This window comes from Streptomyces thermocarboxydus, from assembly GCF_024760485.1.
Taxonomy (GTDB): Bacteria; Actinomycetota; Actinomycetes; order Streptomycetales; family Streptomycetaceae; genus Streptomyces; species Streptomyces cellulosae.
Map to the genome: position 1 here is coordinate 1,963,681 of NZ_CP058273.1, position 25,040 is coordinate 1,988,720.

Sequence of the window (25,040 nt, forward strand, 5' to 3'; positions counted from 1 at the left end):
TCCTCTTGCAGAAAGGTTCAGCAACCTTGCGGCAACGCAGATGTTAGAGGCCCGCAACCCGAAAGGGCAGCGGGCCGTACCAACTTGAAGGAAAAAAGTTGCGAGGCGTACGACCGTCAGGCCGTCGTCCACCACACGGTGGTGTCGGCCGCGACCACGGCCTCGCCGCCCGTCTCCTCCACCTCGCCGCTGGTGATCAGCACCCGGCCGTAGGCGGGTACCGTCACCGGGGCGCCCGTGGTGTTGGCGACGCACACGAAGTCGCCGCGGCGGAAGGCCAGCACGCCCTCGGGCGCGGTCAGCCACTCGACCGCGTCGCCCGCGCCCAGGTCCGCCTGCTCACGGCGCACGGCGAGCGCCGAGCGGTACAGCTCCAGCGTGGAGCCGGGCACGCCGGTCTGCGCCTCGACGCTCAGCTCGCCCCAGCCCTCGGGCTGCGGCAGCCAGCTGCCGCCGTCGCCGAAGCCGTAGCTGGAGCCCTCACGGGTCCACGGGATCGGCACGCGGCAGCCGTCGCGGAAGCCGTCCTGGCCCGCGCCGCGGAAGTACGCCGGGTCCTGGCGCACCTCGTCCGGCAGGTCCACGACGTCCGGAAGGCCCAGCTCCTCGCCCTGGTAGACGTAGGCCGAGCCGGGCAGCGCCAGCATCAGCAGGGTCGCCGCGCGGGCCCGGCGCAGGCCCAGCTCACGGTCGCCGGCCTCGCGGATCTGGGTGCCGAGGCCCGCGGGGTTGGCGAAGCGGGTGGCGTGCCGGGTGACGTCGTGGTTGGACAGCACCCAGGTGGCCGGGGCGCCCACCGGGCGCATCGAGTCCAGGGTGCGGTCGACGACCTCGCGCAGCTCGGCCGCGTCCCAGTGCGACGCCAGGTACTGGAAGTTGAACGCCTGGTGCAGCTCGTCCGGGCGGACGTAGTTGGCGGTCCGCTCGACGGTGGGGGTCCATGCCTCCGCCACGAAAATACGCTCGCCGGAGTACTCGTCGAGGATCAGACGCCACTGCCGGTAGATGTCGTGCACGCCGTCCTGGTCGAAGAACGGGGTGACATCGTTGCCCAGCAGCCGCATCTCGTCGTGCGAGCCCAGGTCCGGCAGGCCCTCGGCCTTCACCATGCCGTGGGCCACGTCGATGCGGAAGCCGTCCACGCCCATGTCCAGCCAGAACCGCAGGATGGAGCGGAACTCGTCGCCGACCGCCGGGTGCTCCCAGTTGAAGTCGGGCTGCTCGGGCGCGAAGAGGTGCAGGTACCACTCGCCGGGGGTGCCGTCGGGCTCGGTGACCCGGGTCCACGCCGGGCCGCCGAAGATCGACTCCCAGTCGTTGGGCGGCAGTTCGCCGTTCTCGCCCTTGCCGGGCCGGAAGTGGTAGCGCTCGCGCAGCGGCGAGCCGGGGCCCTCGGCGAGGGCGCGCTTGAACCACTCGTGCTGGTCGGACGAGTGGTTGGGCACCAGGTCGACGATGATCCGCAGACCCAGCGCGTGCGCGTCACGGATCAGCGCGTCCGCGTCGAGCAGGGTGCCGAACATCGGGTCGACGGCGCGGTAGTCGGCGACGTCGTACCCGGCGTCGGCCTGCGGGGAGGCGTAGAAGGGGCTCAGCCACACGGCGTCCACCCCGAGGTCACGCAGGTACGGCAGCCGGGAGCGGATGCCTTCCAGGTCGCCCATGCCGTCGCCGTTGCTGTCGGCGAAACTGCGCGGGTACACCTGGTAGATCACCGCGTCCCGCCACCAGTCACGGCGCCGCGCGACGGTGGCGACGGCCGAGTCGGTCGTGGGGGTCGGGGCCGGGGCGGCGGAGTGCTGCTGACTCATGACGTCCTTGATACGGGGTTCGGGCAGGGAAGCTAAGTGGAGGCGGCCGCGATGACAGCGGGGTCGGATGGCCAACGCGGCCGCCTCGGACCCAGGGGAAGGGCAACGCCCTTCAGGGGCGCGGGACTGTGCTGATGTGCGGCTCCGCCGCGTGGGCGCGACCAGCCGCGACGAACCCGCAGCCGGCCGACGGCAGTCACCCCGAACGGCGTTATCCCTTGGTGCCACCGGCCGTAAGGCCGGCAACGAGGTTCTTCTGCACGAGATAGAAGAACGCGGACACAGGTATCGCGATCAGCACAGCCGTCGCGGCCATCAGATTCCGCTGAGCGTCGTGCTCACTCACGAAACTCTGCAGACCGACCGCCAGCGTGTACTTCTTGTCGTCCAGCATGAACGTCGTGGCGAACGCGACCTCGCCGAACGCGGTGATGAAGCTGTAGAACGCGGCGACCGCGAGTCCCGGCTTGGCGAGCGGCAGGATCAGCCGTGCGAACGTGCCGATCGGGGTCAGTCCGTCGACGCGTCCCGCCTCGTCGATCTCGAACGGGATGGTGTCGAAATAGCCCTTCATCAGCCAGGCGCAGTACGGCACCGCCGTGGTGCAGTACACGAGGATCAGGCCGAGGTAGCTGTCGATGAGCTGGAGGTCCGACAGGATCTGGTACATCGGGACCATCAGCACGGCCACCGGGAACATCTGGGTGACCAGCAGCACCCACATGAACTTCTTGTAGCCCGGGAAGCGCATGCGGGAGACCGCGTAGCCGGTGGTGGCCGCCACCAGGACGCCGATGACCGTGGTGCCGAGCGACACGATCAGCGAGCTCTTCAGCCAGTCGAAGAAGTTCGTGTTCTGCAGCACGAACGAGTAGTTGTCCAGTGTCATTTTGCCCCAGATCCCGCCGGGACGCAGATAGTCGTCCTTGTCGGGGCCGAGGGACAGGAACACCAGCCAGGCGACCGGGAACAGCGCGATCAGGCTGGCCACGATGAGGATGCCGTGAGAGGTGAGGCGGCCCAGGGGGCTGACCTCACCGCGCCGGCGGCCCTTGCGGGGCGCGGCGGTCCGCTCGCCGGCGGGCCGGCCGGCCTCGGCGGCGGTGGGGAGGGTCGAGGTGCTCATGAAGACTCCCGCCTCAGATCGCGAGCTGCTGGTCGTTGCGGTTCAGCCAGCGGCGGTAGAAGGACGTGAAGACGATCAGGACGGCCAGCAGCAGCATGCCGTAGGCCGCGGACTCGGCGAACTCGCGCGGCTGCTGTCCGAAGCCGAGCTGGTAGGCCCAGGTCACGAGGATCTGCGCGTCCGGCGCGGTGTTGCCGAACAGCAGGAAGATGATCGCGAACTGGTTGAACGTCCAGATGATGCCGAGCAGGACCACGGTGGAGCTGACCGAGCGCAGGCCGGGCAGAGTGACATGGCGGAACCGCTGCCAGGCGCTGGCGCCGTCCATCTCGGCGGCCTCGTAGAGGCTGCTGTCGATGGACTGCAGTCCGCCGAGCAGCGACACCATCATGAACGGCACACCGCACCAGGTGTTGACCATGATGGCGGCGAACCGCTGCCAGAAGGAGTCCTCCAGCCAGGCCGGGGAGGGCAGGCCGAGGAAGTCGAGGGCGGAGTTGATGATGCCGGCGTCGGCGAGCATGAAGCGCCAGCCGAAGACGGTGACGAAGGTCGGCACGGCCCACGGCAGGATGAGGATCAGCCGGTAGAAGGTGCGGCCGCGCAGCTTCTGGTTGAGCAGCAGCGCGAGGCCCAGGCCGATGCCGTAGTGCAGGGCGACGCAGGCGGCCGTCCACACGATCGTCCAGATGAAGTGCGACCAGAACCGGTCGTAGGAGGTCTCGCCCCACAGGATCTCGGCGTAGTTGTCGATGCCGACGAACTTGTAGGTGGCCTCGATCTCGTTGACGCCGATGGTGCGCGCCGAGTTCAGGCTGTCCGCGTCGGTGAGCGTGAGGTAGAAGCCGTAGACCAGGGGGTACAGCACGATGACGCCGAGCACCAGGACGACCGGCGCGATCATGGCGTAGGCGTACCAGTGCTTCTGGTAGGAGCGCTTCAGGCGCTGCCCCGGCCCGGGGCGGGGCGCGCGGTCACCGCGGCGCTTGCCGGTCGCGCGGTCGATGGCGACTGTCATGGTTCGGCACCTTCTGGATGATCAAGGAGTACGGCACACAGGCCGGCGGCCGCCGGACCCTCCCCTCCGGGAAGCGGGTCCGGCGGCCACGCGGGCATTACTTGGAGAAGTCCGGCACCAGCTTGGTGAACGCGGCCTCCGCGTCGCTCAGGCCCTTGTCCAGGGACTCCTTGCCGCCGGCGATCTGCGGCAGCTCGTCGTCCATCGGGCCCCACAGGGAGCTGTACTCGGGCAGCGCCGGGCGCGGCTGGGCGGCCGAGAGGACCGTCTGGTAGCCGGCGATGCCCGGGTCGGCCTTGACCTGCGCGGTGTAGGCGTCGTCACGCGTCGGGAGCGTGGAGTTCTTCAGCGCGATGGTCTCCTGCGCCTTCGCCGAGGTCATGAACTTCACGAACTTCAGCGCGGCCTCCTGCTTCTCCTTGCTGGAGCCGGCGTAGACGGAGAGGTTGTGACCGCCGGTGGGGGCGCCCGCCTTGCCCGCGGAGCCGGCCGGGACGGTGGCGATGCCGAGGTTGTTCTTGTCCTTGAACGCGGAGCCCTTGTAGAAGTTGGTGATCTCCCACGGGCCCTGGATGATCGAGGCGACCTTGCCGTTGACGAACGCGTCCTGGATGTGGGCGTAGGCGTCGGCGGTCACGTCGGCCTTGTGCAGGCCCTTGCCCTGGAAGAGGCTCAGCCAGGTGCCGTAGCCCTTCTTGGCCTCGGCGGACTTGATCGTGATCTTCTTGGCCTCGGCGTCGACCATGTCGGTGCCCTCGCCGTAGAGGAACGGCTGGGCGTAGTAGCCGGCCGTGGAGCCCCAGTAGCCGTCGACGCCGGTCTTCGCCTTGATCGTGGCGGCGGCCTTCTTCAGGTCGTCCCAGGTCTTGGGGGCCTCGACGCCGGCCTTCGCGAAGAGCGCCTTGTTGTAGACGAACGCGAGGGTGTCCGTGGTGAAGGGGACGCCGTAGGTCTTGCCCTCGTACTTCGCCTGCTCGAGCAGGTTGGGCTTGAACTTGTCCTGCTCGGCGAGGGCCTCGGTGCCGTCGAGGGGCAGGAAGAAGCCCTTCTTGGCGAACGCGGGGGTCCAGCCGACCTCGGAGCGCAGCACGTCGGGGGCGCCCTTGGAGCCGGCGGCGGTGTCGAACTTGTTCTGCGCCTGGTCGAACGGGACGTTGACGAAGTTGACCTTGATGTTCTTGTTGGCGGCCTCGAACTCCTTGACCAGGGCCTGGTAGGTCGGCGCCTCGTTGGTCGCGTTGGAGGTGTCCCACCAGGTGATGGTGACCGGGCCGCCGGCCTTGCCTTCGCTGTCGCTGTCGCCGCCGCAGGCCGTCGCCGCGAGGGCGAGGGACGCCACCAGCGCGGTGGCCGCTATGCCACGCCGCATGAGGTTCTCCTTGAGGGTTAAGCCCGTGAGGCGGGAACGGCCCCGTCTGCCGTCCCGCGAGGTGCCGACTGCGCCGTTGCGGCGGCCGGGCGACGTGAACGTAACAGCGCCGGAACGTTTCCGAAAGACCTTGCAGAAAAGTTTTGCAAGAGCCCGCGAGAGTTATGCCGCCGTGACCCGTTCTCGACCGTCGCGCAACCCTGGTTTCCGCCCGTACGCCGGGGGTTCGGACTGTTGTGCAAGACTCTGCAAGCACTTGCCATCCGTTGCCGCCGGGGGAATCATCCCTTGCGGAGCGGACGCCGACCACGACTTGAGGGATCGCGATGAGCCAGCAGCCCACCACGGGCCGTCCCACGGCGCGCACCAGGCGTCCGGTCGGTGTGCAAGGCGACAACCGGCAGATACAGTCCGGTCCTGTGACCACACGGCTTGCTGATATCGCTGCTCAGGCGGGGGTGAGCGAGGCGACCGTCAGCCGGGTCCTGAACGGGAAGCCGGGCGTCGCCGCCACCACCCGCCAGTCCGTCCTCGCCGCCCTGGACGTGCTGGGTTACGAGCGCCCGGTGCGGCTGAGGCAGCGCAGCGAGGGTCTCGTCGGGCTCATCACGCCCGAGCTGGAGAACCCGATCTTCCCGGCGCTTGCCCAGGTGATCGGGCAGGCGCTGACGCGGCAGGGCTACACCCCCGTGCTCGCCACCCAGACCCCCGGCGGCTCCACCGAGGACGAGCTGACCGAGATGCTCGTGGACCGCGGCGTCGCCGGCATCATCTACGTCTCCGGACTGCACGCCGACACCACCGCCGACATGCAGCGCTACGAGCGGCTGCGGGCGCAGGGCGTGCCGTTCGTGCTCGTGGACGGTTTCTCGCCGAAGGTGCAGGCGCCGTTCATCTCCCCCGACGACCGGGCCGCGATGGCGCTGGCCGTCACCCACCTCGCGTCCCTCGGGCACAACCGGATCGGCCTGGCGCTCGGTCCCAAGCGGTTCGTGCCGGTGCAGCGCAAGATAGAGGGCTTCGTCCGGGCTGTGCAGGAGCAGTTGGGGCTGAGCGCGGAGACGGTGGAGACGGAGCTGATCCAGCACTCGCTGTACACGCTGGAGGGCGGCCAGGCCGCGGCCAGCGCGCTGATGGACCGGGGCTGCACGGCCGTGGTGTGCGCGAGCGACATGATGGCGCTGGGTGCGATCCGCGCGGCCCGGCAGCGGGGTCTCGAGGTGCCGGACGACATCTCGGTGGTCGGCTTCGACGACTCGCCGCTGATCGCCTTCACCGACCCGCCGCTGACCACGGTCCGCAAGCCCGTCCCGGCGATGGGCCAGGCCGCGGTGCGCACGCTGCTGGAGGAGATCGGCGGAACGCCCGCCCCGCACAGCGAGTTCGTGTTCATGCCCGAGTTGGTGGTACGCGGTTCGACGGCGTCGGCGCCCGGGGACCGCAATCGTCCGTGAGACGGAGAGCGCGCGCCGTTGCGCCCTGCCCGGGGAGGAGACGCAGGGCCTGTTCCCGGGGCAGAACATGCGGGTGGGACCCGCCCGGGGGATGATCTGACCGAGAGGTCTTTTCTGGCAGACTCTGTGCCCATGGGTGACTCGACCGTGACCACGCTGGAAGGCCGCGAGCCGGCCTCGGCGAGCCCCGTCGAGGAGGCGGCGGCCATGGGTCGCCTGCGCCGTCTTCGCGCCCCCCGCCGGCCCCGGCTGTGGTTCGAGATCCTGCTGATCGCGGTGAGTTACGCGACGTACTCGCTCGTGCGCAACGCGGTGCCCGAACAGCGGGCGGAGGCGCTGCGCAACGCCGACCTGATCTGGCGCTTCGAGGGCCAACTCGGCGCGGCCTTCGAGGAGTCCGTGAACCACGCGGTGAACTCGGTGACTTGGCTCGTCGTCGGGATGAACTACTACTACGCCACCCTGCACTTCGTGGTCACGCTGGGTGTGCTGGTGTGGCTGTACCGCAGACACCCCGGCCGGTACGCGGCGACCCGCCTGGTCCTGTTCGTCACCACGGGTTTCGCCCTGGCCGGCTTCTACCTCTTCCCGCTCGCCCCGCCGCGGCTGATGAACGGCCAGGACTTCGTCGACACGGTCGTGGTCCACCAGACGTGGGGCTCGATGGCGTCCGGCGACCTGAAGACCGTCTCCAACCAGTACGCGGCGATGCCGTCCATGCACATCGGCTGGTCGCTGTGGTGCGGCCTCACGCTCTTCGCGCTGTCCAGGGTGCCGTGGGCGCGGGTGCTGGGGCTGCTGTACCCGGTGGCCACGCTGGTGGTCATCGTCGCCACCGCCAACCACTTCTGGCTGGACGCGGTCGGCGGCGTCCTGTGCCTCGCCGTCGGCTACGGCGTCGCCCACGCCTGGTACGGCCGCCGCCCCTCCGCCCTCCCCCGGGAGGTCCCGGTCACGCCCCCGGGACGACGGAAGCGGGCCGCCCCGGAAGGCGTGCCCCTGCAGAAGCAGGTCTGACACCGAAGTGTCCGTGCGGCGGCTACTGCCCGCCGTAGAACAGCTCCTCCACCACGCCCCGCGCCCTGCGGGCCGTGCGGCGGTAGTCGTCGAGCATCTCGCCGGCGTGACCGGGGCCGTAGCCCAGGTAGCGGCCGACGGCGGCCAGTTCGCGCGGCACCGTGGGGAAGGTGTCCCCCGCCCGGCCGCGGACCAGCATCACCGCGTTGCGGACGCGGGTGGCCAGCACCCACGCCTCGTCGAGGATCTCCGCGTCCTCCTCCGGCACCAGCCCCGCCTCACGCGCGGCGGCCAGCGCCTCACGGGTGCGGGTCGTCCGCAGCCCCGGCACCTCCGCGGCGTGCCGCAGCTGCAGAAGCTGCACGGTCCACTCCACGTCGGACAGCCCGCCCGGGCCCAGCTTGGCGTGCAGCTTGGGGTCGGCGCCGCGCGGCAGCCGCTCGGACTCCATGCGGGCCTTGAGCCGGCGGATCTCCCGGACCGCGTCCTCGTCCAGCCCTCCGGACGGGTACCGCAGCGGGTCTATCAGCTCCACGAAGCGGCGGCCCAGCTCCTCGTCCCCGGCCACGGGCTCGGCGCGCAGCAGGGCGTGCCGCTCCCACACCAGCGCCCAGCGCCGGTAGTACGCCTCGTACGAGCCGAGGGTGCGCACCAGCGGGCCCGACTTGCCCTCCGGACGCAGGTCGGCGTCGATCAGCAGCGGCGGGTCGGCGCTGGGCACCTGGAGCAGCCTGCGCATCTCGGCGACCACCTTGTTCGCGGCCTCGGACGCCTCCCGCTCGCTCACGCCCTCGCGCGGCTCGTGCACGAACAGGACGTCCGCGTCGGAGCCGTAGCCCAGCTCGTGCCCGCCGAAGCGGCCCATGCCGATGACGGCGAACCGGGTGGGGAGGGTGTCCCCCCAGCCCTCGCGGACCACCGCGCGGAGCGTGCCGGCGAGGGTGGCGGCGGTCAGGTCGGACACCGCGCCCCCGACCAGGTCCACCAGGGCGCCCTGGTCGGCCTCGGCGGGCTGCGACTCGGTGCCGTAGGAGCCGACGATGTCGGCGGCGGCCGTGCGGAACAGCTCGCGGCGGCGCACCCCTCGGGCGGCGGTGACACCCTGGACGGCGTTGTCGGCGCGGCGGACGGCGGCGAGGATCTCCTGCTCCAGGGACGCGCGGGAGCGCGGGGTGAGGCCGCCGCCGTCCCCGTCGCCGAGCAGGGCGACCGCCTCGGGGGCGCGCATCAGCAGGTCGGGGGCGAGCCGCCCGGCGGACAGGACGCGGGCGAGGTTCTCCGCGGCGGCGCCCTCGTCGCGCAGCAGCCGCAGGTACCAGGGCGTCTTGCCGAGGGCGTCGGACACCTTGCGGAAGTTCAGCAGACCGGCGTCCGGGTCGGCGGAGTCCGCGAACCAGCCGAGCAGCACCGGCAGCAGGGTGCGCTGGATGGCGGCCTTGCGGGTGACGCCGGAGGCGAGGGCCTCCAGGTGGCGCAGCGCGGCGGCGGGGTCGGCGTAGCCGAGGGCGACCAGGCGTTCGCGGGCGGCCTCCGCGCTGAGCCGGGCCTCGCCGGGGGCGAGCGCGGCGACGGCGTCGAGCAGCGGCCGGTAGAACAGCTTCTCGTGCAGCCGCCGCACCACGCTGGTATGACGCCGCCACTCGCGGGTCAGTTCGGCGACCGGGTCGGTGCGCAGGCCCAGCGAGCGGCCGAGGCGCCGCAGGTCGGCCTCGTGCTCGGGGACCAGATGGGTGCGGCGCAGCCGGTGCAGCTGGATGCGGTGCTCCAGGGTGCGCAGGAAGCGGTACGCCTCGTCGAGCTGGGCGGCGTCAGCACGGCCGACGTACCCGCCGGCGGCGAGCGCCTTGAGCGCGTCGAGGGTCGTGCCGCTGCGCAGGGAGGCGTCGGCGCGGCCGTGCACCAGCTGGAGCAGCTGCACGGCGAACTCGACGTCCCTGAGGCCGCCGGGGCCGAGCTTGAGCTGGCGGTCGACCTCGGCGGCGGGGATGTTCGCCACGACCCGGCGGCGCATCTCCTGCACGTCGGCGACGAAGTTCTCCCGCTCGGCCGCCTTCCACACCAGCGGCCGCAGCGCACCTGTGTACTCCTCGCCGAGCGCTAGGTCCCCGGCGACCGGGCGGGCCTTGAGCAGCGCCTGGAACTCCCAGGTCTTGGCCCACCGCTGGTAGTAGGCGAGGTGGGAGGCGAGGGTGCGGACCAGCGGGCCGTTGCGGCCCTCGGGGCGGAGGTTGGCGTCCACGGGCCAGATGGAGCCCTCGACGGTGGTCTCCGAGCAGATCCGCATCATGTGCGAGGCGAGCCGGGTCGCGGCGCGCAGCGCCTGGCCCTCGTCGGCGTCGCCGGCCGCCTCGCCGACGAAGATGACGTCGACGTCGGAGACGTAGTTCAGCTCGTGGCCGCCGCACTTGCCCATCGCGATCACCGCGAGCCGGCACAGGGCGGCGTCCTCGGGCGCGTCCGCCTCGGCGAGGGCGAGGGCCCTGCGCAGGGTGGCGGTGGCGAGGTCGGCGAGCTCGGCGGCGGTCTCGGAGACGTCGACGGTGCCGCAGACGTCGCGGGCGGCGATGGACAGCAGGCAGCGGCGGTAGGAGACGCGCAGGGCGACCGGGTCGGCGGCGTCGGCGAGGCCGCGTTCGAACTCCTCCACGCCGGGGTGCAGGTCGCGCGGCTCGTAGGTGACGAGGGCCTGCCAGTCGTGGGGGTGGCGGGCCAGGTGCTCGGCGAGCGCCTCGGACGCCCCGAGCACCCCGAGGAGGCGGTCGCGCAGCGGCTTGGCCGCTATCACCGTGTCCAGCAGTTCCTGCCGGTCGGTGGCGCCGTCCTGCGCCTCCAGCATCCGCACCAGGCCGTGCAGGGCGAGGTCCGGGTCGGCGGTGCCGCCGAGGGCGTCGAGGAGGACGGGGTCGTTGCGGACGGTCGCCAGCTCGGGGCTGTCGAGGAGGCGTTCGGCGGCGGACGGATCGGTGAAGCCGTGCCGCAGCAGCCGCGTGAAGGTACTGCTCCTGCGCCCCGGCGCCGACGTCATCCCCGGCCTCCCTCGTGCCTCGGTTCAGGGTCGTACGGCCCTGAGCCTAGCCGGAGGACGCGATCACGGCCCCGGGGCGGCCCGCGGTGAATTCCCGGGCCGGGCGGGGTCTGATGAGGAGACCGCGATTCCCGCGGCCGCGTCCCTCCGACCGTCGAGGAGTTCCCATGTCCGACGTTCCCGACACTCCCGCCGCGCCCGAAGGCCGTGTCGACCCCCGCTACAGCGACCCTCAGGCCGGTGCGCCGCCCTGGCGGGAGGTGGAGCGGCTGATCGCGGAGGCGGAGCTGTTCTGGATCTCCACGGTCCGCCCCGACGGCCGCCCGCACGTCACCCCGCTCCCGGCGGTCTGGTCGTCCGGCGCCCTGCACTTCTGCACCGGGCCGGAGGAACGCAAGGCCCGCAACCTCGCCGAGAACCCGCACGTCGTGCTGACCACCGGCGTCAACTCCTGGGCGGAGGGCTACGACGTGACCGTGGAGGGCCGCGCGGAACGCGTCACGGACGACGCGCGTCTGCGCGGTCTGGCCGCGCTGTGGGAGGAGAAGTACGGCGACTTCTGGCGCTTCGAGGTACGGGAGGGCCATTTCCACCACGGGCCGGGCCGGGCCGTGGTGTTCTCGGTGGCGCCGCACACCGTTTTCGGTTTCGGTAAGGGAGAGCCGTTCAGCCAGACCCGGTGGCGGTTCGCCTGACGCGGTACCCGACGAACCCGACGAAGGAGCCGGAGGCTCTCATGGACATGACCCTCGAAGTGATCCCCCTGCCGGTCAGCGACATCGACCGGGCGCGGGACTTCTACCGGGACAAGGTCGGCTTCCACGTCGACATCGACCAGGAGGTCATGCCGGGCATGCGCATCGTCCAGCTGACCCCGCCCGGCTCCGGCTGCTCGATCGCCCTCGGTGAGAGCATCTGGGAGATGACCCCGGGCCCCACCCCGGCCCCCGGCGCCTACCAGGGCCTCCAGCTCTGCGTCGCCGACATCGGCAAGGCCCACGCGGAGTTCGTCGCCCGCGGCCTGGACATCTCCGAGCCGGTCCGCTATGCCGACTCCGACGGCGCCACGTTCATGCACTTCACCGACCCGGACGGCAACGGGTGGGCGGTCCAGGAGTACCGGCGGCGGGCGACGGAGCCGCTGCACAAGGTCCTGGCGGAGCAGGCCGAGTCCTAGACGCGGCGCGTCGGAAGGTCAGAGGTCGTCGGGCAGGACCAGTACCGGCGTTTCGCCCGCCAGCACATGGCATGTGTGCTGGGCGTCCCCTGTTCACCTGCGTCTTCGCAGGTCAACGCCGATCCATGGGTCCGCGCGAATCCGCTGACGTCCGGCTCTGGCGGGTCCGGTTGCGGTCAGTGTTGCCGTCAGACGGCATCTACTGCCGGGAGAGTCCAGCCGGATCGATTGCGATCGGATACGGGGCGTCCAGGTGGGTGGTCGCGCCCGCGAGTGCCGTGGTCCGCTCTACGTAGCGACCGCCCTGCAGTTCATGGATGACGAGCATGGGGGCGGGGTCGAACTCCAGGCGCCAGAAGTGCGGGACGGCGGCCTCGGCGTACAGCATGGGCTTGACCTTGCGGTCCATGGTGCTGTTGCCGGGGGAGACGAGTTCGACGACAAGCTGGACCGCGTCGATGTCGACGGTGACAGGGTCGTCGGCGGTCGCGCCGGCGTCGGCCACGACCAGGTCGGGCACGACGAGCCCGGACGGCAGGACGACGTTGACGCCTTCCAGGATCTCCACCGGCGCGCCGACGGCTCGGGCAGCCGCGTCCAGGGCGACGTGGAGGCGGAACGAGGCCCGCTGGTGGCGGACGCCGGGGGCGGGGGACATGACGAGGGACTCCCCCAGCAGTTCGTAGCGGGTGGTGCGGTCTTCGGGCAGGGCCAGGACGTCGGCGACGGTCCACGGCCCGGTGTGGTCCATGGCAACGCTCATTCCCTTTCACCTCCTCGTCCGACCGGCAGTCTCGGTGTGACCTGGACACGCGGTACACGGCCAGCATACGGGCGCTCCCACCTGCTGACATGAGGTTTCGCCGCCGTGAGCGAGACCTCGAACGAGTGTGCCGCTCAGGCGCCCACCCCAGGGGCGTCGGCATGGCTCGTCCATGTCTGGTCCGGTCCCGCCGAGTGCTGGTGGTGAGCAGGACGCCCCGGCACTGCCGTGGTTCCGGAGCAGCTACAGCAGCAGCGGGGACGGAAACGACTGCGTGGAGGTCGCGATAGCCCCCGGTTCCGTCCACGTCCGTGACTCCAAGGCACCCGACGGCCCCCGCCTCACCGTCAGGTCCGCCGCGTGGCGCCGCTTCGTGTCGCACAGCTCGCACAGCGCCCGGAGGCCAGGACCGCAGGGCCGACGCCACCCACTCCTCGCCGACAGGTGAGAGGGACACCGCTCGCCCCCTCGCCCCGAAAATTCACTCACCCCAGATTCAACCGTGGAAACTCTTGAGGATTGCCGTATGCGAGAACACGCTGCAGCCCTGCCCGGAACCCCCCTCGAGTTCGAGGCCTTCCGTCACCTTGGACCGCTCGCCGTCAGCGTCCCAGGCGGAGAGCGGATCGCGTCACTCGTTGGCATGCAGCGAGCGCCGTTCTCGCCCCTGGCCCTCGCCGGCCCGCCTACCGTCGGGCACGTCGCGATACGACGCGTACGGCAAAGGGGTGCGGATGTCGGTGGACGGTGAGGCGGTGCGCCTCGCGGACGAGGTTCAGGCGGACGAACCTGGCTGGGAGGTCGACCCGGACGACGAATGGGGGGTGGCCGTCGTCGCCACGGTGGGGCGGCAGTTGAAGCTGCGCCGGGAGGCCGCGGGGATGCGCGCCCCCGATTTCGCGGCGGCGGTGAAGTACGGGGAGGACCTCGTCTACAAGGTCGAGAGCGGGAAGCGGATTCCCCGGCCCGAGTACCTGGAGAAGGCGGACGAGGTCCTGGGGGCGGGCGGGCTGATCGCCGCGATGAAGGAGGACGTGGCGAAGGTCCGGTATCCCAAGAAGGTGCGGGATCTGGCCAAGCTCGAAGGCCAAGCCGTGGAGCTTCTTTCGTACGGCAGCCACAACCTGCACGGGCTCCTGCAGACCGAGGAGTACGCCCGGGCGCTGCTGAGTACCCGGCGGCCGGCCCTGTCGGAGGACGAGCTGGAGAGGGCGGTCGCCGCTCGGGTGGCCCGAAGCAGCATCTTCGCGCGGCGCCCCGCGCCGGAGTTGAGCTTCGTACAGGAAGAGGTGACCCTCAGACGCCCCGTCGGAGGCAGGGAGGTCTTGCGCACGCAGCTCGAACACCTCCTGGAGCTGGCCCGGTTGCGGCACGTCGAGATCCAGGTGATGCCGACATCCCATGGGGATCACCCCGGAACCGGAGGGCGAATCCAAGTACTCAAGTTCCACGACGGCACAGCGGTGGGCCGGGCGGACGACGAGTTCGGGAGCCGCCCTGTCACTGATCCTCGTCACCTGCGCATCCTTGAGCTGCGCTATGGCATCATCCGAGCCGAAGCGCTGAGCGCGCGGGAGTCACTGGCCTTCATCGAACAAGTTCTGGGGGATACATGAACCGCACGGGCTCAGGCGGAGTCGACGATCTGACGTGGTTCAAGAGCAGCTACAGCGACAGCAGCAACCCCAACGACTGCGTGGAGGTCGCCATAGCCCCCGATGCCGTCCACGTCCGTGACTCCAAAGCACCCGACGGCCCACGCCTCACCGTCACGTCCGCCGCGTGGCGCCGCTTCGTGTCGCACAGCTCGCACAGCGCCCGCTGAGGCCGGGGGCCGCCGCGAGGACGGCCCCCGCATTGTTCAGCTCGCGTACGTCTCGAACTCCGCGATGCGCGGGGTGCCCGAGGCGTTGGTGATCTCGAGGGTGATCTTCTTCAGGGAGGCCGGGGAGAAGCCGACCGTGCCCGCTCCGCTGCCGGAGGCCAGGACCGCACCCGTGTCGTGGTTCAGGAGGCGGTAGGCGCCGATGGTGCCGGAGCCGGAGGCCAGGCGGATGTTGACCTTGGACACGGTGGTGGCGGAGCCCCACTTCACCGAGACCGAGCCGGTCGTGCCGGACGGCGACCAGTAGGTGCTCGTGTTGCCGTCCACGACGTTGCCGTAGCTGGTGCCGGACGCCTTGGAGGAGCCGTCCGCGCCCGCGCCGAGGCTCAGGTTGGTGCCGGCGGGCGGGTCGGTGGGACCGGGGTCGGTCGGCTCACCCGGGTCCGTCGGCCCGGGGTCGGTCGGGTCCGGGCTCTGCGGGGTGCAGCTGCCGTCCGACACCTTCAGGCCCTTGCCCGCGCCCGCCGTCTGCGCCACCACGCTCGGCACGCAGTTCGCCCCGTCCAGGGTGAAGCCGTACGGGATGCTCACGGACGTGTTCGACGTGGGGTTCGGGCCCGCCGGGTTGTGGTCGTCGTCGCGCGAGCCCCAGGTGACGTTGTCGAAGATGTTGCCGCTGACCTGCCAGTAGCCGGCCTCGCTGGTGTAGAAGGTGCCGAGGACGTCCTTGGAGTCCTCGAAGTAGTTGTTGTCCACCTTCGCGCGGGCGCCGGCGCGGGAGTTGATGCCGGACTCGTTCAGCTGCCTGTAGTGGTTGTTGTACATGTGCGCGATGCCGCCGCGCAGCAGGGGCGTACGGGAGTCGATGTTCTCGTACAGGTTGTGATGGAACGTCACGTACCCGTTGGAGCGGTCGCTCTCGCTGGAGCCGATGAGGCCGCCGCGCCCGGAGTTGCGCAGGATGCTGTACGACAGCGTCACGTACTGGGTGTTGTCCTTCATGTCGAACAGGCCGTCGTAGCCCTCGGACTCACCGCCGGACGCCTCCAGCGTGACATGGTCCACCCAGACGTTCCTGACATCGCTTTCCATGCCGATGGCGTCGCCGCCGTTCGACGTGGGCGAGCCGGACTTCTTGACGTTCTTGACCGTCACGTTCTGGATGACGATGTTGCTCGCCTCGCGGATGTGGATGCCCAGCTGGTCGAAGACCGCGCCGTTGCCGACGCCGACGATGGTGACGTTGCTGATCTGCTTGAGCTCGATCACCCCGGCCGCGGTGTTGCAGCTGCTGCCGGACACCTTGGCGGTGTTGCCGTGGTTGATCGTGCCCTCGACCTGGATGGTGATCGGGGTCGAGCTGCTGGCCCGGCTGCAAAGAGCCTGGTGGATCGCGGTGCCGGTGGTGGCGCGGACCGTCTGCCCGCCCGCCCCGCCGGTGGTCCCGCCGTTCTGGGTCGCGTAGCCGGTGACGCCTCCGGCGGCGGCGGACGCGGAGGTCGTGGACAGCGCCACGCCGGTGGCGGCCGTCAGGGCCCCGGCGGCCAGTAACGCGGAGAGCCGTACGGCGATTGCTCGTCTCATGGTCGTTTCGCCTTTCGTCGTTCACTGTCATGAAACCTGTCAGGGGCATGTCAGGGTGGCCGATGAGGGTGGGCGGGGGTGAGCCTGACCCATCGACCGAGAAAGCGCTTTCTGTCCGTGTGGACGCGACCGTAAGGGAGCGGCCGCGGACTGGCAAGGTTCCGCGCGCGAGCGGAGCGGGGGCTTCCGAATGACCTCCCGGCGGACTGCCCCAGTAGGACGGAATCCGACCTACATCACTCCTAGCGTGTCTCTCGTCGCGCCGGACGCGTACGGCACGCAGCGCACGAGATCACCGAACTGACCGACGAAGGCGGAGACCATGACCGTGAACCAGCTGACCACCGACCAGTCCGCCGAGGCCCCCGCCGTTACGGACGAGCGCGCCGACCTGCTGGTGGTGCTCGCCCGGCACCGGGAGTTCCTGCGGCTCACCACCCGCGACCTGACCGACGAGCAGGCGGGCCTGCGGACGACGGTGAGCGAGCTGTGCCTGGGCGGCCTGATCAAGCACGTCGCCGCGGCCGAGCGGAGCTGGGTGGACTTCATCCTGGAGGGACCGTCGTCCAGGCCCGACTTCCACGACATGACGCCGGAGGACTGGGCGCGCCGGGCCGACGAGTTCAAGATGCTGCCCGGCGAGACGCTGGCCGGCGTCCTGGACGCGTACGCGGAGGTGGCCCGCCGCACGGAGGAGGTCGTCGCGGGCCTCCCCGACCTGAACACGTCGTGGCCGCTGCCGAAGGCACCGTGGTTCGAGGGCCAGCCGGAGTGGAGCGTGCGCCGGGTGCTGCTGCACATCCTCGCGGAGACGGCGCAGCACGCGGGTCACGCGGACATCATCCGTGAGGCGCTGGACGGGGCGAAGACGATGGGGTGACGACCCGGGTCGCCGGACACGGCGGACGGGGCCGGCGGTCGTCGACCGCCGGCCCCGTCCGCCGTGTCAGTGGAATTCAGGCTCAGCGCCTACAGCACCGGCAGGTTCTTCCTCAGCTCGAACGCCGTGACCTCCGAGCGGTACTCCTCCCACTCCTGCTTCTTGTTCCGCAGGAAGAAGTCGAAGACGTGCTCGCCGAGGGTCTCGGCGGCCAGGTCGCTGCGTTCCATCAGGGCGAGCGCCTCGCCCAGGTTCTGCGGGAGGGGCTCGATGCCCAGCGCGCGGCGTTCCGCGTCGGAGAGGGCCCAGACGTCGTCCTCGGCGCCCGGCGGGAGCTCGTAGCCCTCCTCGATGCCCTTGAGGCCGGCCGCGAGGAGCAGGGCGTAGGCCAGGTACGGGTTGGCGCCGGAGTCGAGGGAGCGGACCTCCACGCGCGCCGAGCCGGTCTTGCCGGGCTTGTACATGGGCACGCGGACCAGGGCCGAGCGGTTGTTGTGGCCCCAGCAGATGTACGAGGGGGCCTCGCCGCCCGCGCCGGCCGGGCGCTCGGTGCCGCCCCAGATGCGCTTGTAGGAGTTGACCCACTGGTTGGTGACCGCGGAGATCTCCGCAGCGTGCCGCAGCAGGCCCGCGATGAAGGAGCGGCCCACCTTGGAGAGCTGGTACTCCGCGCCGGACTCGTAGAAGGCGTTGCGGTCGCCCTCGAAGAGGGAGAGGTGGGTGTGCATGCCCGAGCCGGGATACTCGGAGAACGGCTTCGGCATGAACGTCGCCTGCACGCCCTGCTCCAGCGCCACCTGCTTCATGACCAGGCGGAACGTCATGATGTTGTCCGCCGTGGACAGCGCGTCCGCGTAGCGCAGGTCGATCTCCTGCTGGCCGGGGGCGCCCTCGTGGTGGGAGAACTCCACCGAGATGCCCATCGACTCCAGCATCGTAATCGCCTGGCGGCGGAAGTCCATGCCGACGTTCTGCGGGGTGTGGTCGAAGTAGCCGGAGTTGTCCGCCGGGGTCGGGCGGCTGCCGTCGACCGGCTTGTCCTTCAGCAGGAAGAACTCGATCTCCGGGTGGGTGTAGAAGGTGAAGCCCAGGTCAGAGGTGCGGGCGAGGGCGCGCTTGAGGACGTAGCGCGGGTCCGCGAAGGACGGGGAGCCGTCCGGCATGAGGATGTCGCAGAACATCCGGGCCGTGCCGGGCGCCTCGGCGCGCCAGGGCAGGATCTGGAAGGTCGACGGGTCCGGCTTGGCGATCATGTCGGACTCGTGCACGCGGGCGAAGCCCTCGATGGCGGAGCCGTCGAAGCCGATGCCCTCGTCGAAGGCCTGCTCGAGCTCGGCCGGGGCGACGGCCACGGACTTGAGGAAGCCCAGGACGTCGGTGAACCACAGGCGTACGAACCGGATGTCGCGCTCCTCCAACGTCCGGAGCACGAACTCCTGCTGCTTGTCCATCTTCCGCTTCCCCATTCCTGCCGGTCAGGCCGCCCGTTCCTCCCGGTCACCAGGAGGCGGTCCGGCACTCGTGCATCCCACCACACCAGCGTTTCATACGCGTTGCCGGGCCCGGTCGGGCGACCGGCCGCGGCCTGAACCGCCGGGGCCGTCGGAGGCACGGCTCCTCCGCTCATCTTGCCCGGTCACAGCCGTCGCCACGACAGCGGGAGGAGCGGTACGGGACCCCCGCTTAAATTGGAGTTTTGGATGCAAGTTTTAATGAGGGCGCAGGCATCCGAGCCACGAGGAGACCCGATGCTGTCCGAGCAGTCCGCCGCCACCGTCCGCGCCACCCTGCCCGCCGTGGGCGCCGCCCTCGGCGAGATCACCGAGCGCTTCTACGCCGGGATGTTCGCCGCCCGTCCCGAGCTGCTGCGCGACCTGTTCAACCGCGGCAACCAGGCCGCCGGCACCCAGCGCCAGGCCCTCGCGGGGTCCATCGCGGCGTTCGCCGCCCACCTGCTGGACCACCCCGACGACCGGCCCGACGCGATGCTGTCGCGCATCGCCCACAAGCACGCCTCCCTGGGCGTGACCCCCGACCAGTACGCGATCGTCCACGAGCACCTGTTCGCCGCGATCGCCGAGGTGCTGGGCGACGCGGCCACGCCCGAGGTCGCCGCCGCCTGGGACGAGGTCTACTGGCTGATGGCGAACGCCCTGACCGCCGTCGAGAAGCGGCTGTACGAGGAGCGCGGCGGGGCCGCCTGGCGGCCCTGGGAGGTCGTCGAGCGGATCGCCGAGACCGCCGACGTGGTGACCTTCCGGCTGCGTCCGGCCGACGGCGGCCCGGTGCGCGACTTCCGCCCGGGCCAGTACGTGTCCGTGCGGGTGCCGCTCGCGGACGGCGCCCGTCAGATACGGCAGTACAGCCTCTCCGGCGCGCCCGGCGCCGGCCTGCGGCAGTTCAGCGTGAAGCGGGTGCACGACGGCACGGCGCCCGACGGCGAGGTGTCCTCCCACCTCCACGCGCGCGTCCGCGTCGGCGACGTCCTGGAGCTGTCGGAGGCGTACGGGGACCTGGTGCTGGACGCCGACGACGACACCCCGCTGCTGCTGGCGTCCGCCGGGATCGGCGTGACCCCGCTCGTCGCGATGCTCGCGCACCTCGCCGGCTCGGGGCACCGCGCCCCGGTCACCGTCGTGCACGGCGACCGCTCCCCCGCCGACCACGCCCTGCGCACGGACCACGAGGCCTACGCGGCGAAGCTGCCCGACGCCACCGTGCGGTTCTGGTACGAGCAGGACGCCCCCGCGGGCGCGGGCACCGGGTACGTCGACCTCACGGACGTGCCGGTCGCGCCCGGCACGCGCGCGTACCTGTGCGGTCCGCTGCCGTTCATGCGCACGGTCCGCCGGCAGCTGATCGCCAAGGGCGTGGCCCCGGCGGACGTGCACTACGAGGTGTTCGGGCCCGACCTGTGGCTCGCGCGGTGAGGGTGGGAACCGCTAGCGGACGCCGGGGATGCCCAGCAGCAGCGGTCCTGTCGGGTCCGCGGTGAGGTCCGTGACCGTCAGCGGGTCCAGCGAGGCGTAGAAGGCCTCCTGGGCCCGCCGCAGCGCGCCGCGCAGCCGGCAGTCGGAGCGCAGGGGGCAGGGCGCGGTACTCGCGGCGCCGTCGCAGTCGACGACGTCCCCCTCCCCCTCGAAGGCGCGGACCAGGCCGCCGACGGAGGCCGCGCGGCCCTTCTCGGTGAGGGACAGTCCGCCGCCCCGGCCGCGCCTGGCGGTGAGCAGTCCCATGTGCTGGAGCTCGGCGACGACCTTCGCGGCGTGGGTGTACGGCACGTCCATGGCCGCCGCGACGTCCCGCGTCGTGGGACTGGTGTCGCCGGCCACGGCGAGGCGCATGAGGACCCGCAGGGCGAGGTCGGTGGAGCGCAGCAGCCGCATACCGGCAGCGTAGTAATCGGAATCCTGGGCTCAAAATTTACGGCCGGACCTTCACCGGATCCGCCCGGGGCCGTCCGTCGCCGCCGCCCCCTACGACTCTCCCGTCTCCCCCATTACGATCAGCTGACCCGATCACCCCTCCGGCCCCACCTCCTCCGACCCGAAGGACACCTACATGGGCTCCGCCAACAAGAGCAGCGCGTCACGCACGGCGCGCATAGAGGAGATGCGGCGCGCCGAGCAGGCCCGCGAGCGCCGCAACCGGATCCTCGTCGTCGCCGCCTCCGTGCTGGTCGTCGCCGGCCTGGTCGCCGGCGGGGTGGTGCTGGTCAGGGCGCAGTCGGACGACGGCACAAGCAGCAGCGCGGCGGACGACGCGAAGAGCGCAGGGAAGTTCGTCACCGGCGCGGACGGCGTGCGCACCTGGAAGGGCGAGCTGGGCCGCGAACACGTCACCAGGTCCGTCGACTACCCGGTGACGCCTCCCGTGGGCGGCGACCACAACCCCGTGTGGATGAACTGCGACGGGGACGTCTACGAGGACGAGGTGAATGCGACCAACGCGGTCCACTCGCTCGAGCACGGCGCGGTGTGGGTGACGTACAACGGCGACGCGCCGAAGGCCGACGTGGAGGCGCTGGCGGCGAAGGTGAAGAAGACGCCGTACACGCTGATGAGCCCGGTCGACGGGCAGAAGGACCCGATGGTGCTGACCGCGTGGGGCCACCAGCGCACGGTGAAGGGGGCCGCCGACCCGGCCGTGGACGCGTTCCTGGAGAAGTTCGTGCAGGGGCAGCAGACGCCCGAGCCGGGCGCGGCCTGCACGGGCGGGCTGGCGAAGTGAGGCGGCCCGCCCTGGCCGCCGGCGCGGTGGCGGCGGTGCTCGTCGTCGGCGCGGCGGCCGGGTGGGCGGTCACCTCGGCGGCCGACGGGGAGGAGCCCGTGCTGCCCGTCCCGGCGGCGGACTCCGCGGACGCCGGGTTCGCCCGGGACATGGCGGTGCACCACCAGCAGGCCGTGGAGATGTCGTACGTCGTGCGCGACCGCACCGACGACGAGGAGGTGCGGCGGCTCGCCTACGACATCGCGCAGACGCAGGCCAACCAGCGGGGCATGCTGCTGGGCTGGCTCGACCTGTGGGAGCTGCCGAAGGTGTCCGCCGACCCGCCCATGACCTGGATGGGAATGCGCGCCATGACCGCCGGCGAGGACGGCGCGCTGATGCCGGGCATGGCGACGGACGCGGAGATGGAGCGGCTGGGCCGGCTGAACGGCAGGCAGGCCGAGGTGTTCTACCTCCAGCTGATGACGGCCCATCACCGGGGCGGTGTGCACATGGCCGAGGGCTGTGTGCGCGCCTGCGAGGTGGAGGCGGGCAAGCGGCTGGCGCAGGGGATGGTCGAGGGCCAGGAGTCGGAGATCCGGCTGATGGCGGGGATGCTGAGGGCGCGGGGAGCGGCCGCGCGGCCGTGACGGCGCGGCAGGCCCGCAGTGCCGCAACCCCACATCGCGTCGCTCTGACGATTACACTGGCCGGGTGCCTCAACTACGACTCGCCCTGAACCAGATCGACTCGACCGTCGGCGATCTCGCCGGCAACGCGGAAACGATTGTCCGCCGGACCCGTGAGTCCGCCGGGCAGGGGGCGCATCTCGTGGCGTTCCCGGAGATGGCGCTGACCGGGTATCCCGTCGAGGACCTCGCCCTGCGGTCGTCCTTCGTGGAGGCCTCCCGGGCGTCCCTGCGCGCGCTGGCCGCGCGCCTCGCCGACGAGGGCCTCGGCGACCTGCCGGTGGTCGTCGGCTACCTGGACCGCAGCGCCGCCGCCCAGCCGAAGTACGGCCAGCCCGCGGGCGCCCCGCGCAACGCGGCCGCCGTGCTGCACCGGGGCGAGGTGGCGCTGAGCTTCGCCAAGCACCACCTGCCGAACTACGGCGTCTTCGACGAGTTCCGCTACTTCGTGCCCGGCGACACCCTGCCCGTGGTGCGGGTGCACGGCGTGGACGTCGCCCTCGCCATCTGCGAGGACCTGTGGCAGGACGGCGGCCGGGTGCCGGCGGCGCGTTCGGCGCGGGCCGGGCTGCTGCTGTCGGTGAACGCCTCGCCGTACGAGCGGGACAAGGACGACACGCGGCTGGAGCTGGTGCGCAAGCGGGCGCAGGAGGCCGGCTGCACCACCGCGTACCTGGCGATGATGGGCGGCCAGGACGACCTGGTCTTCGACGGCGACTCGATCGTCGTCGGCGCGGACGGCGAGGTGATCGCGCGCGCCCCGCAGTTCTCCGAGACGTGTCTGCTGGTCGACCTGGACCTGCCGGCCGCGGCGGCCGACGCGCCCGACGGCGTGGTGGACGACGGACTGCGCATCGAGCGGGTCGTGCTGTCGGAGGACCCGCTCCCCGCGTACGAGCCGGAGCACACCGGCGGGTACGCGGAGCGTCTCGACGACGACGCGGAGGTGTACTCGGCGCTGGTCGTGGGCCTGCGGGCGTATGTGCAGAAGAACGGCTTCCGTTCGGTGCTGATCGGGCTGTCCGGCGGTATCGACTCGGCGCTGGTCGCCGCGATCGCCTGCGACGCGGTCGGCCCGGAGAACGTGTACGGCGTCTCCATGCCGTCGAAGTACTCCTCCGACCACTCGAAGGGTGACGCGGCGGAGCTGGCGCGGCGCACCGGGCTGAACTTCCGCACGGTCTCGATCGAGCCGATGTTCGACGCGTACATGGGGTCGCTGGAGCTGACCGGCCTGGCGGAGGAGAACCTCCAGTCGCGGCTGCGCGGCACGATGCTGATGGCCCTCTCCAACCAGGAGGGTCACATCGTCCTCGCCCCGGGCAACAAGTCCGAGCTGGCGGTGGGCTACTCGACGCTGTACGGCGACTCGGTCGGCGCGTACGGGCCCATCAAGGACGTGTACAAGACGCTGGTGTTCCGGCTGGCGCGGTGGCGCAACCGCGCGGCCGAGGAGCGGGGCGAGACGCCGCCGATCCCGGAGAACTCCATCTCCAAGCCGCCGAGCGCGGAGCTGCGCCCCGGCCAGGTGGACACGGACTCGCTGCCGGACTACCCGGTGCTGGACGCGATCCTGGCGCTGTACGTGGACCAGGACAAGGGCGCGGACGACATCGTCGAGGCCGGCCACGACCGCGAGCTGGTCGAGAAGACGCTGCGGATGGTGGACCGGGCGGAGTACAAGCGGCGCCAGTACCCGCCGGGCACCAAGATCTCCCCGAAGGGCTTCGGCAAGGACCGCCGGCTGCCCATCACCAACGGCTGGCGCGAGGGTCTGCCGCCCGAGGTGTGAGGTCCGGGTACGACGACGGCGGGCGGGGTGCGGTGTTCCGCGCCCCGCCCGCCGTCGTGCGTCCGGGCCGTTGCAGCTATTCCGCGGTGTCGGCGACCCGTACCCGTGCCGCTATCGGCAGGTGGTCGCTCGCCGTCTGCGGGAGCGTCCAGGAGCTCTCCGGCTCGGCGCCCCTGACGAGGATCTGGTCGATGCGCGCCATCGGGAACGACGCCGGCCAGCTGAAGCCGAAGCCGCTGCCCACCGCGCCCTGCGTGGAGCGCATCTGGGAGGTGACCGCCTTCAGGGAGCGGTCGTTCATCGTGCCGTTGAGGTCGCCGAGCAGCACCACGTTGTCCAGCGGCTCCTCCGCGATGGCCTCGCCCAGCGCGTCGGCGCTCTTGTCGCGCTGACGGGCCGTGAACCCGGCCTCCAGCTTCACCCGCACCGACGGCAGGTGCGCGACGTACACCGCGACCCGGCCGGCCGGCGCGTCCACGGTGGCGCGCATCGCCCGCTGCCAGCCCAGCCGGATGTCCACCGACCTGACGTCGCTGAGCGGGTACTTGGACCACAGGCCGACCGTGCCGACCACCGCGTGGTAGTCGTACGTGTCGGACAGCGCGGCCCGGTAGGCGGGCACCTCGGAGGCCTTCAGCTCCTCCAGCGCCAGCACGTCCGCTCCCGCGGCGGCCACCTCACGGGCGGTGCCGGACGGGTCCGGGTTCTCGGCGTTGACGTTGTGCGTGGCCACCGTCAGATCGCCGCCGGAGACGTTCTTGTCGCTGAGCAGACCGCCGAACAGGTTGAGCCACACGACCACCGGGAGCACCGTCGCGATCAGCGCGGTCGCCGAGCGGCGGACGAGCGCCAGCACCAGCAGCACCGGTACGAACAGGCCCAGCCACGGCAGGAACGTCTCCAGCAGGCTGCCCAGGTTGCCGACGGCGTTGGGGACGTGCGCGTGGGCCAGCATCACCAGCGCCAGCAGGAGCGCGCAGACGGCAACCGCCCAGCCCCTGCGCCAGATTCCGCGGTCCCCGCGCAGGGCGCCCAGCCGCCGGAGCAGGCGCCGCAACCGGGAGGCCGGGGTCCGGGGGCCCTGGCGCCCGTCGTCCGTCTCCGTCATGTACGCCTGCTGCGCCATACCGCCGCCTCACAACCTGCCGTGCACACCGTCGCCCCCCGTCGTCCGTAAGACCCTAGGGGATGTCCGGTTCCTTTCCCGCCGCCGCCCGGGCGGCCGTACGGAAGCGAGGACGTGCGGGGCCGCGCGGGCAGTTCCTGATGTGCGTGACGGGGGTGGCGTCTGTGACGAAACC

22 protein-coding genes are annotated in these 25,040 nt (G+C 71.2%); 12 read left to right on the top strand and 10 right to left on the bottom strand.

What is annotated here, in order from left to right; translation table 11 throughout:
- Nucleotides 1-116: 116 nt before the first annotated feature.
- The 4 genes from AY578_RS09150 to AY578_RS09165 form a co-directional block, all read right to left on the bottom strand.
- A complete protein-coding gene (locus AY578_RS09150; RefSeq protein ID WP_019527390.1) occupies nucleotides 117-1,811 on the bottom strand; it encodes a glycoside hydrolase family 13 protein in 1,695 nt (564 codons plus the stop codon).
- A gap of 211 nt (nucleotides 1,812-2,022) precedes the next feature.
- The gene (locus AY578_RS09155; RefSeq protein WP_019527391.1) at nucleotides 2,023-2,937 is read right to left on the bottom strand and encodes a sugar ABC transporter permease; all 915 of its coding nucleotides are present in this window, start codon (nucleotides 2,935-2,937) and stop codon (nucleotides 2,023-2,025) included.
- Nucleotides 2,938-2,950: 13 nt separating this feature from the next.
- On the bottom strand, nucleotides 2,951-3,955 hold the full coding sequence (locus AY578_RS09160) for a carbohydrate ABC transporter permease (protein WP_019527392.1): 1,005 nt from the start codon (nucleotides 3,953-3,955) through the stop codon (nucleotides 2,951-2,953).
- A 97-nt stretch (nucleotides 3,956-4,052) separates the two neighbouring features.
- Nucleotides 4,053-5,324 (bottom strand): extracellular solute-binding protein, encoded by a 1,272-nt coding sequence (locus AY578_RS09165; protein WP_019527393.1) that lies wholly within the window; start codon nucleotides 5,322-5,324, stop codon nucleotides 4,053-4,055.
- Between the two features lie 419 nt (nucleotides 5,325-5,743).
- Here AY578_RS09165 and AY578_RS09170 point away from each other — a divergent pair, with 419 nt between their 5' ends.
- Together AY578_RS09170 and AY578_RS09175 are read left to right on the top strand one after the other, a co-directional pair.
- On the top strand, nucleotides 5,744-6,778 hold the full coding sequence (locus AY578_RS09170; RefSeq protein WP_258902240.1) for a LacI family DNA-binding transcriptional regulator: 1,035 nt from the start codon (nucleotides 5,744-5,746) through the stop codon (nucleotides 6,776-6,778).
- Nucleotides 6,779-6,910: 132 nt separating this feature from the next.
- Nucleotides 6,911-7,795, top strand: a complete 885-nt coding sequence (locus AY578_RS09175; protein WP_258902241.1) for a phosphatase PAP2 family protein — start codon at nucleotides 6,911-6,913, stop codon at nucleotides 7,793-7,795.
- Between the two features lie 22 nt (nucleotides 7,796-7,817).
- Here the strand turns inward: AY578_RS09175 and AY578_RS09180 are convergent, their stop codons facing one another.
- Nucleotides 7,818-10,820, bottom strand: coding sequence for a bifunctional [glutamine synthetase] adenylyltransferase/[glutamine synthetase]-adenylyl-L-tyrosine phosphorylase (locus tag AY578_RS09180; RefSeq protein ID WP_258902242.1), 3,003 nt, complete (start codon nucleotides 10,818-10,820; stop codon nucleotides 7,818-7,820).
- Nucleotides 10,821-10,987: 167 nt separating this feature from the next.
- Here AY578_RS09180 and AY578_RS09185 point away from each other — a divergent pair, with 167 nt between their 5' ends.
- Nucleotides 10,988-11,515, top strand: a complete 528-nt coding sequence (locus AY578_RS09185; RefSeq protein WP_136237816.1) for a pyridoxamine 5'-phosphate oxidase family protein — start codon at nucleotides 10,988-10,990, stop codon at nucleotides 11,513-11,515.
- Between the two features lie 41 nt (nucleotides 11,516-11,556).
- Entirely contained in the window at nucleotides 11,557-11,997 is a 441-nt protein-coding gene (locus AY578_RS09190) for a VOC family protein (protein WP_019527398.1), read from the top strand.
- 199 nt (nucleotides 11,998-12,196) lie between these two features.
- Here AY578_RS09190 and AY578_RS09195 read toward each other — a convergent pair whose 3' ends face one another.
- Nucleotides 12,197-12,760, bottom strand: coding sequence for a Uma2 family endonuclease (locus AY578_RS09195; RefSeq protein WP_026244208.1), 564 nt, complete (start codon nucleotides 12,758-12,760; stop codon nucleotides 12,197-12,199).
- Between the two features lie 172 nt (nucleotides 12,761-12,932).
- On the opposite strand from AY578_RS09195, the gene AY578_RS09200 reads away from it, so the two are divergent.
- The 3 genes from AY578_RS09200 to AY578_RS09210 all read left to right on the top strand — a co-directional run bounded on the left by AY578_RS09200 (nucleotide 12,933) and on the right by AY578_RS09210 (nucleotide 14,585).
- Nucleotides 12,933-13,208: a DUF397 domain-containing protein gene (locus tag AY578_RS09200; RefSeq protein ID WP_258902243.1), complete on the top strand. Its 276-nt coding sequence runs from the start codon at nucleotides 12,933-12,935 to the stop codon at nucleotides 13,206-13,208.
- A gap of 286 nt (nucleotides 13,209-13,494) precedes the next feature.
- Nucleotides 13,495-14,376, top strand: a complete 882-nt coding sequence (locus AY578_RS09205; RefSeq protein ID WP_161232109.1) for a helix-turn-helix domain-containing protein — start codon at nucleotides 13,495-13,497, stop codon at nucleotides 14,374-14,376.
- Nucleotides 14,373-14,585, top strand: coding sequence for a DUF397 domain-containing protein (locus tag AY578_RS09210; RefSeq protein WP_161232110.1), 213 nt, complete (start codon nucleotides 14,373-14,375; stop codon nucleotides 14,583-14,585). The genes AY578_RS09205 and AY578_RS09210 overlap by 4 nt, the downstream gene beginning before the upstream one ends.
- A gap of 36 nt (nucleotides 14,586-14,621) precedes the next feature.
- Here AY578_RS09210 and AY578_RS09215 read toward each other — a convergent pair whose 3' ends face one another.
- Nucleotides 14,622-16,169 carry a pectate lyase family protein gene (locus AY578_RS09215; RefSeq protein WP_161107877.1) on the bottom strand — a complete coding sequence of 516 codons (1,548 nt, stop codon included), beginning with the start codon at nucleotides 16,167-16,169 and terminating at the stop codon, nucleotides 14,622-14,624.
- A 322-nt stretch (nucleotides 16,170-16,491) separates the two neighbouring features.
- Between AY578_RS09215 and AY578_RS09220 the strand changes: the two genes are divergently transcribed.
- Nucleotides 16,492-17,049: a DinB family protein gene (locus AY578_RS09220; RefSeq protein WP_019522400.1), complete on the top strand. Its 558-nt coding sequence runs from the start codon at nucleotides 16,492-16,494 to the stop codon at nucleotides 17,047-17,049.
- Nucleotides 17,050-17,138: 89 nt separating this feature from the next.
- Here AY578_RS09220 and glnA read toward each other — a convergent pair whose 3' ends face one another.
- Nucleotides 17,139-18,500 (bottom strand): gamma-glutamylpolyamine synthetase GlnA2, encoded by a 1,362-nt coding sequence (gene glnA, locus AY578_RS09225; RefSeq protein ID WP_026243443.1) that lies wholly within the window; start codon nucleotides 18,498-18,500, stop codon nucleotides 17,139-17,141.
- A 297-nt stretch (nucleotides 18,501-18,797) separates the two neighbouring features.
- Between glnA and AY578_RS09230 the strand changes: the two genes are divergently transcribed.
- The gene (locus tag AY578_RS09230; protein WP_258902244.1) at nucleotides 18,798-19,979 is read left to right on the top strand and encodes a globin domain-containing protein; all 1,182 of its coding nucleotides are present in this window, start codon (nucleotides 18,798-18,800) and stop codon (nucleotides 19,977-19,979) included.
- A gap of 12 nt (nucleotides 19,980-19,991) precedes the next feature.
- Here the strand turns inward: AY578_RS09230 and AY578_RS09235 are convergent, their stop codons facing one another.
- Nucleotides 19,992-20,435: an RrF2 family transcriptional regulator gene (locus tag AY578_RS09235; protein ID WP_019522403.1), complete on the bottom strand. Its 444-nt coding sequence runs from the start codon at nucleotides 20,433-20,435 to the stop codon at nucleotides 19,992-19,994.
- A gap of 175 nt (nucleotides 20,436-20,610) precedes the next feature.
- On the opposite strand from AY578_RS09235, the gene AY578_RS09240 reads away from it, so the two are divergent.
- The 3 genes from AY578_RS09240 to AY578_RS09250 all read left to right on the top strand — a co-directional run bounded on the left by AY578_RS09240 (nucleotide 20,611) and on the right by AY578_RS09250 (nucleotide 23,739).
- Entirely contained in the window at nucleotides 20,611-21,279 is a 669-nt protein-coding gene (locus AY578_RS09240; RefSeq protein ID WP_258902245.1) for a thioredoxin-like domain-containing protein, read from the top strand.
- Nucleotides 21,276-21,908 carry a DUF305 domain-containing protein gene (locus AY578_RS09245; protein ID WP_215048664.1) on the top strand — a complete coding sequence of 211 codons (633 nt, stop codon included), beginning with the start codon at nucleotides 21,276-21,278 and terminating at the stop codon, nucleotides 21,906-21,908. Before AY578_RS09240 ends, AY578_RS09245 begins: the two co-directional genes overlap by 4 nt.
- A gap of 64 nt (nucleotides 21,909-21,972) precedes the next feature.
- A complete protein-coding gene (locus AY578_RS09250) occupies nucleotides 21,973-23,739 on the top strand; it encodes an NAD+ synthase (RefSeq protein ID WP_137209776.1) in 1,767 nt (588 codons plus the stop codon).
- 76 nt (nucleotides 23,740-23,815) lie between these two features.
- On the opposite strand, the gene AY578_RS09255 is transcribed toward AY578_RS09250, so the two are convergent.
- Nucleotides 23,816-24,865 carry an endonuclease/exonuclease/phosphatase family protein gene (locus AY578_RS09255; RefSeq protein WP_019522408.1) on the bottom strand — a complete coding sequence of 350 codons (1,050 nt, stop codon included), beginning with the start codon at nucleotides 24,863-24,865 and terminating at the stop codon, nucleotides 23,816-23,818.
- Nucleotides 24,866-25,040 lie beyond the last annotated feature (175 nt).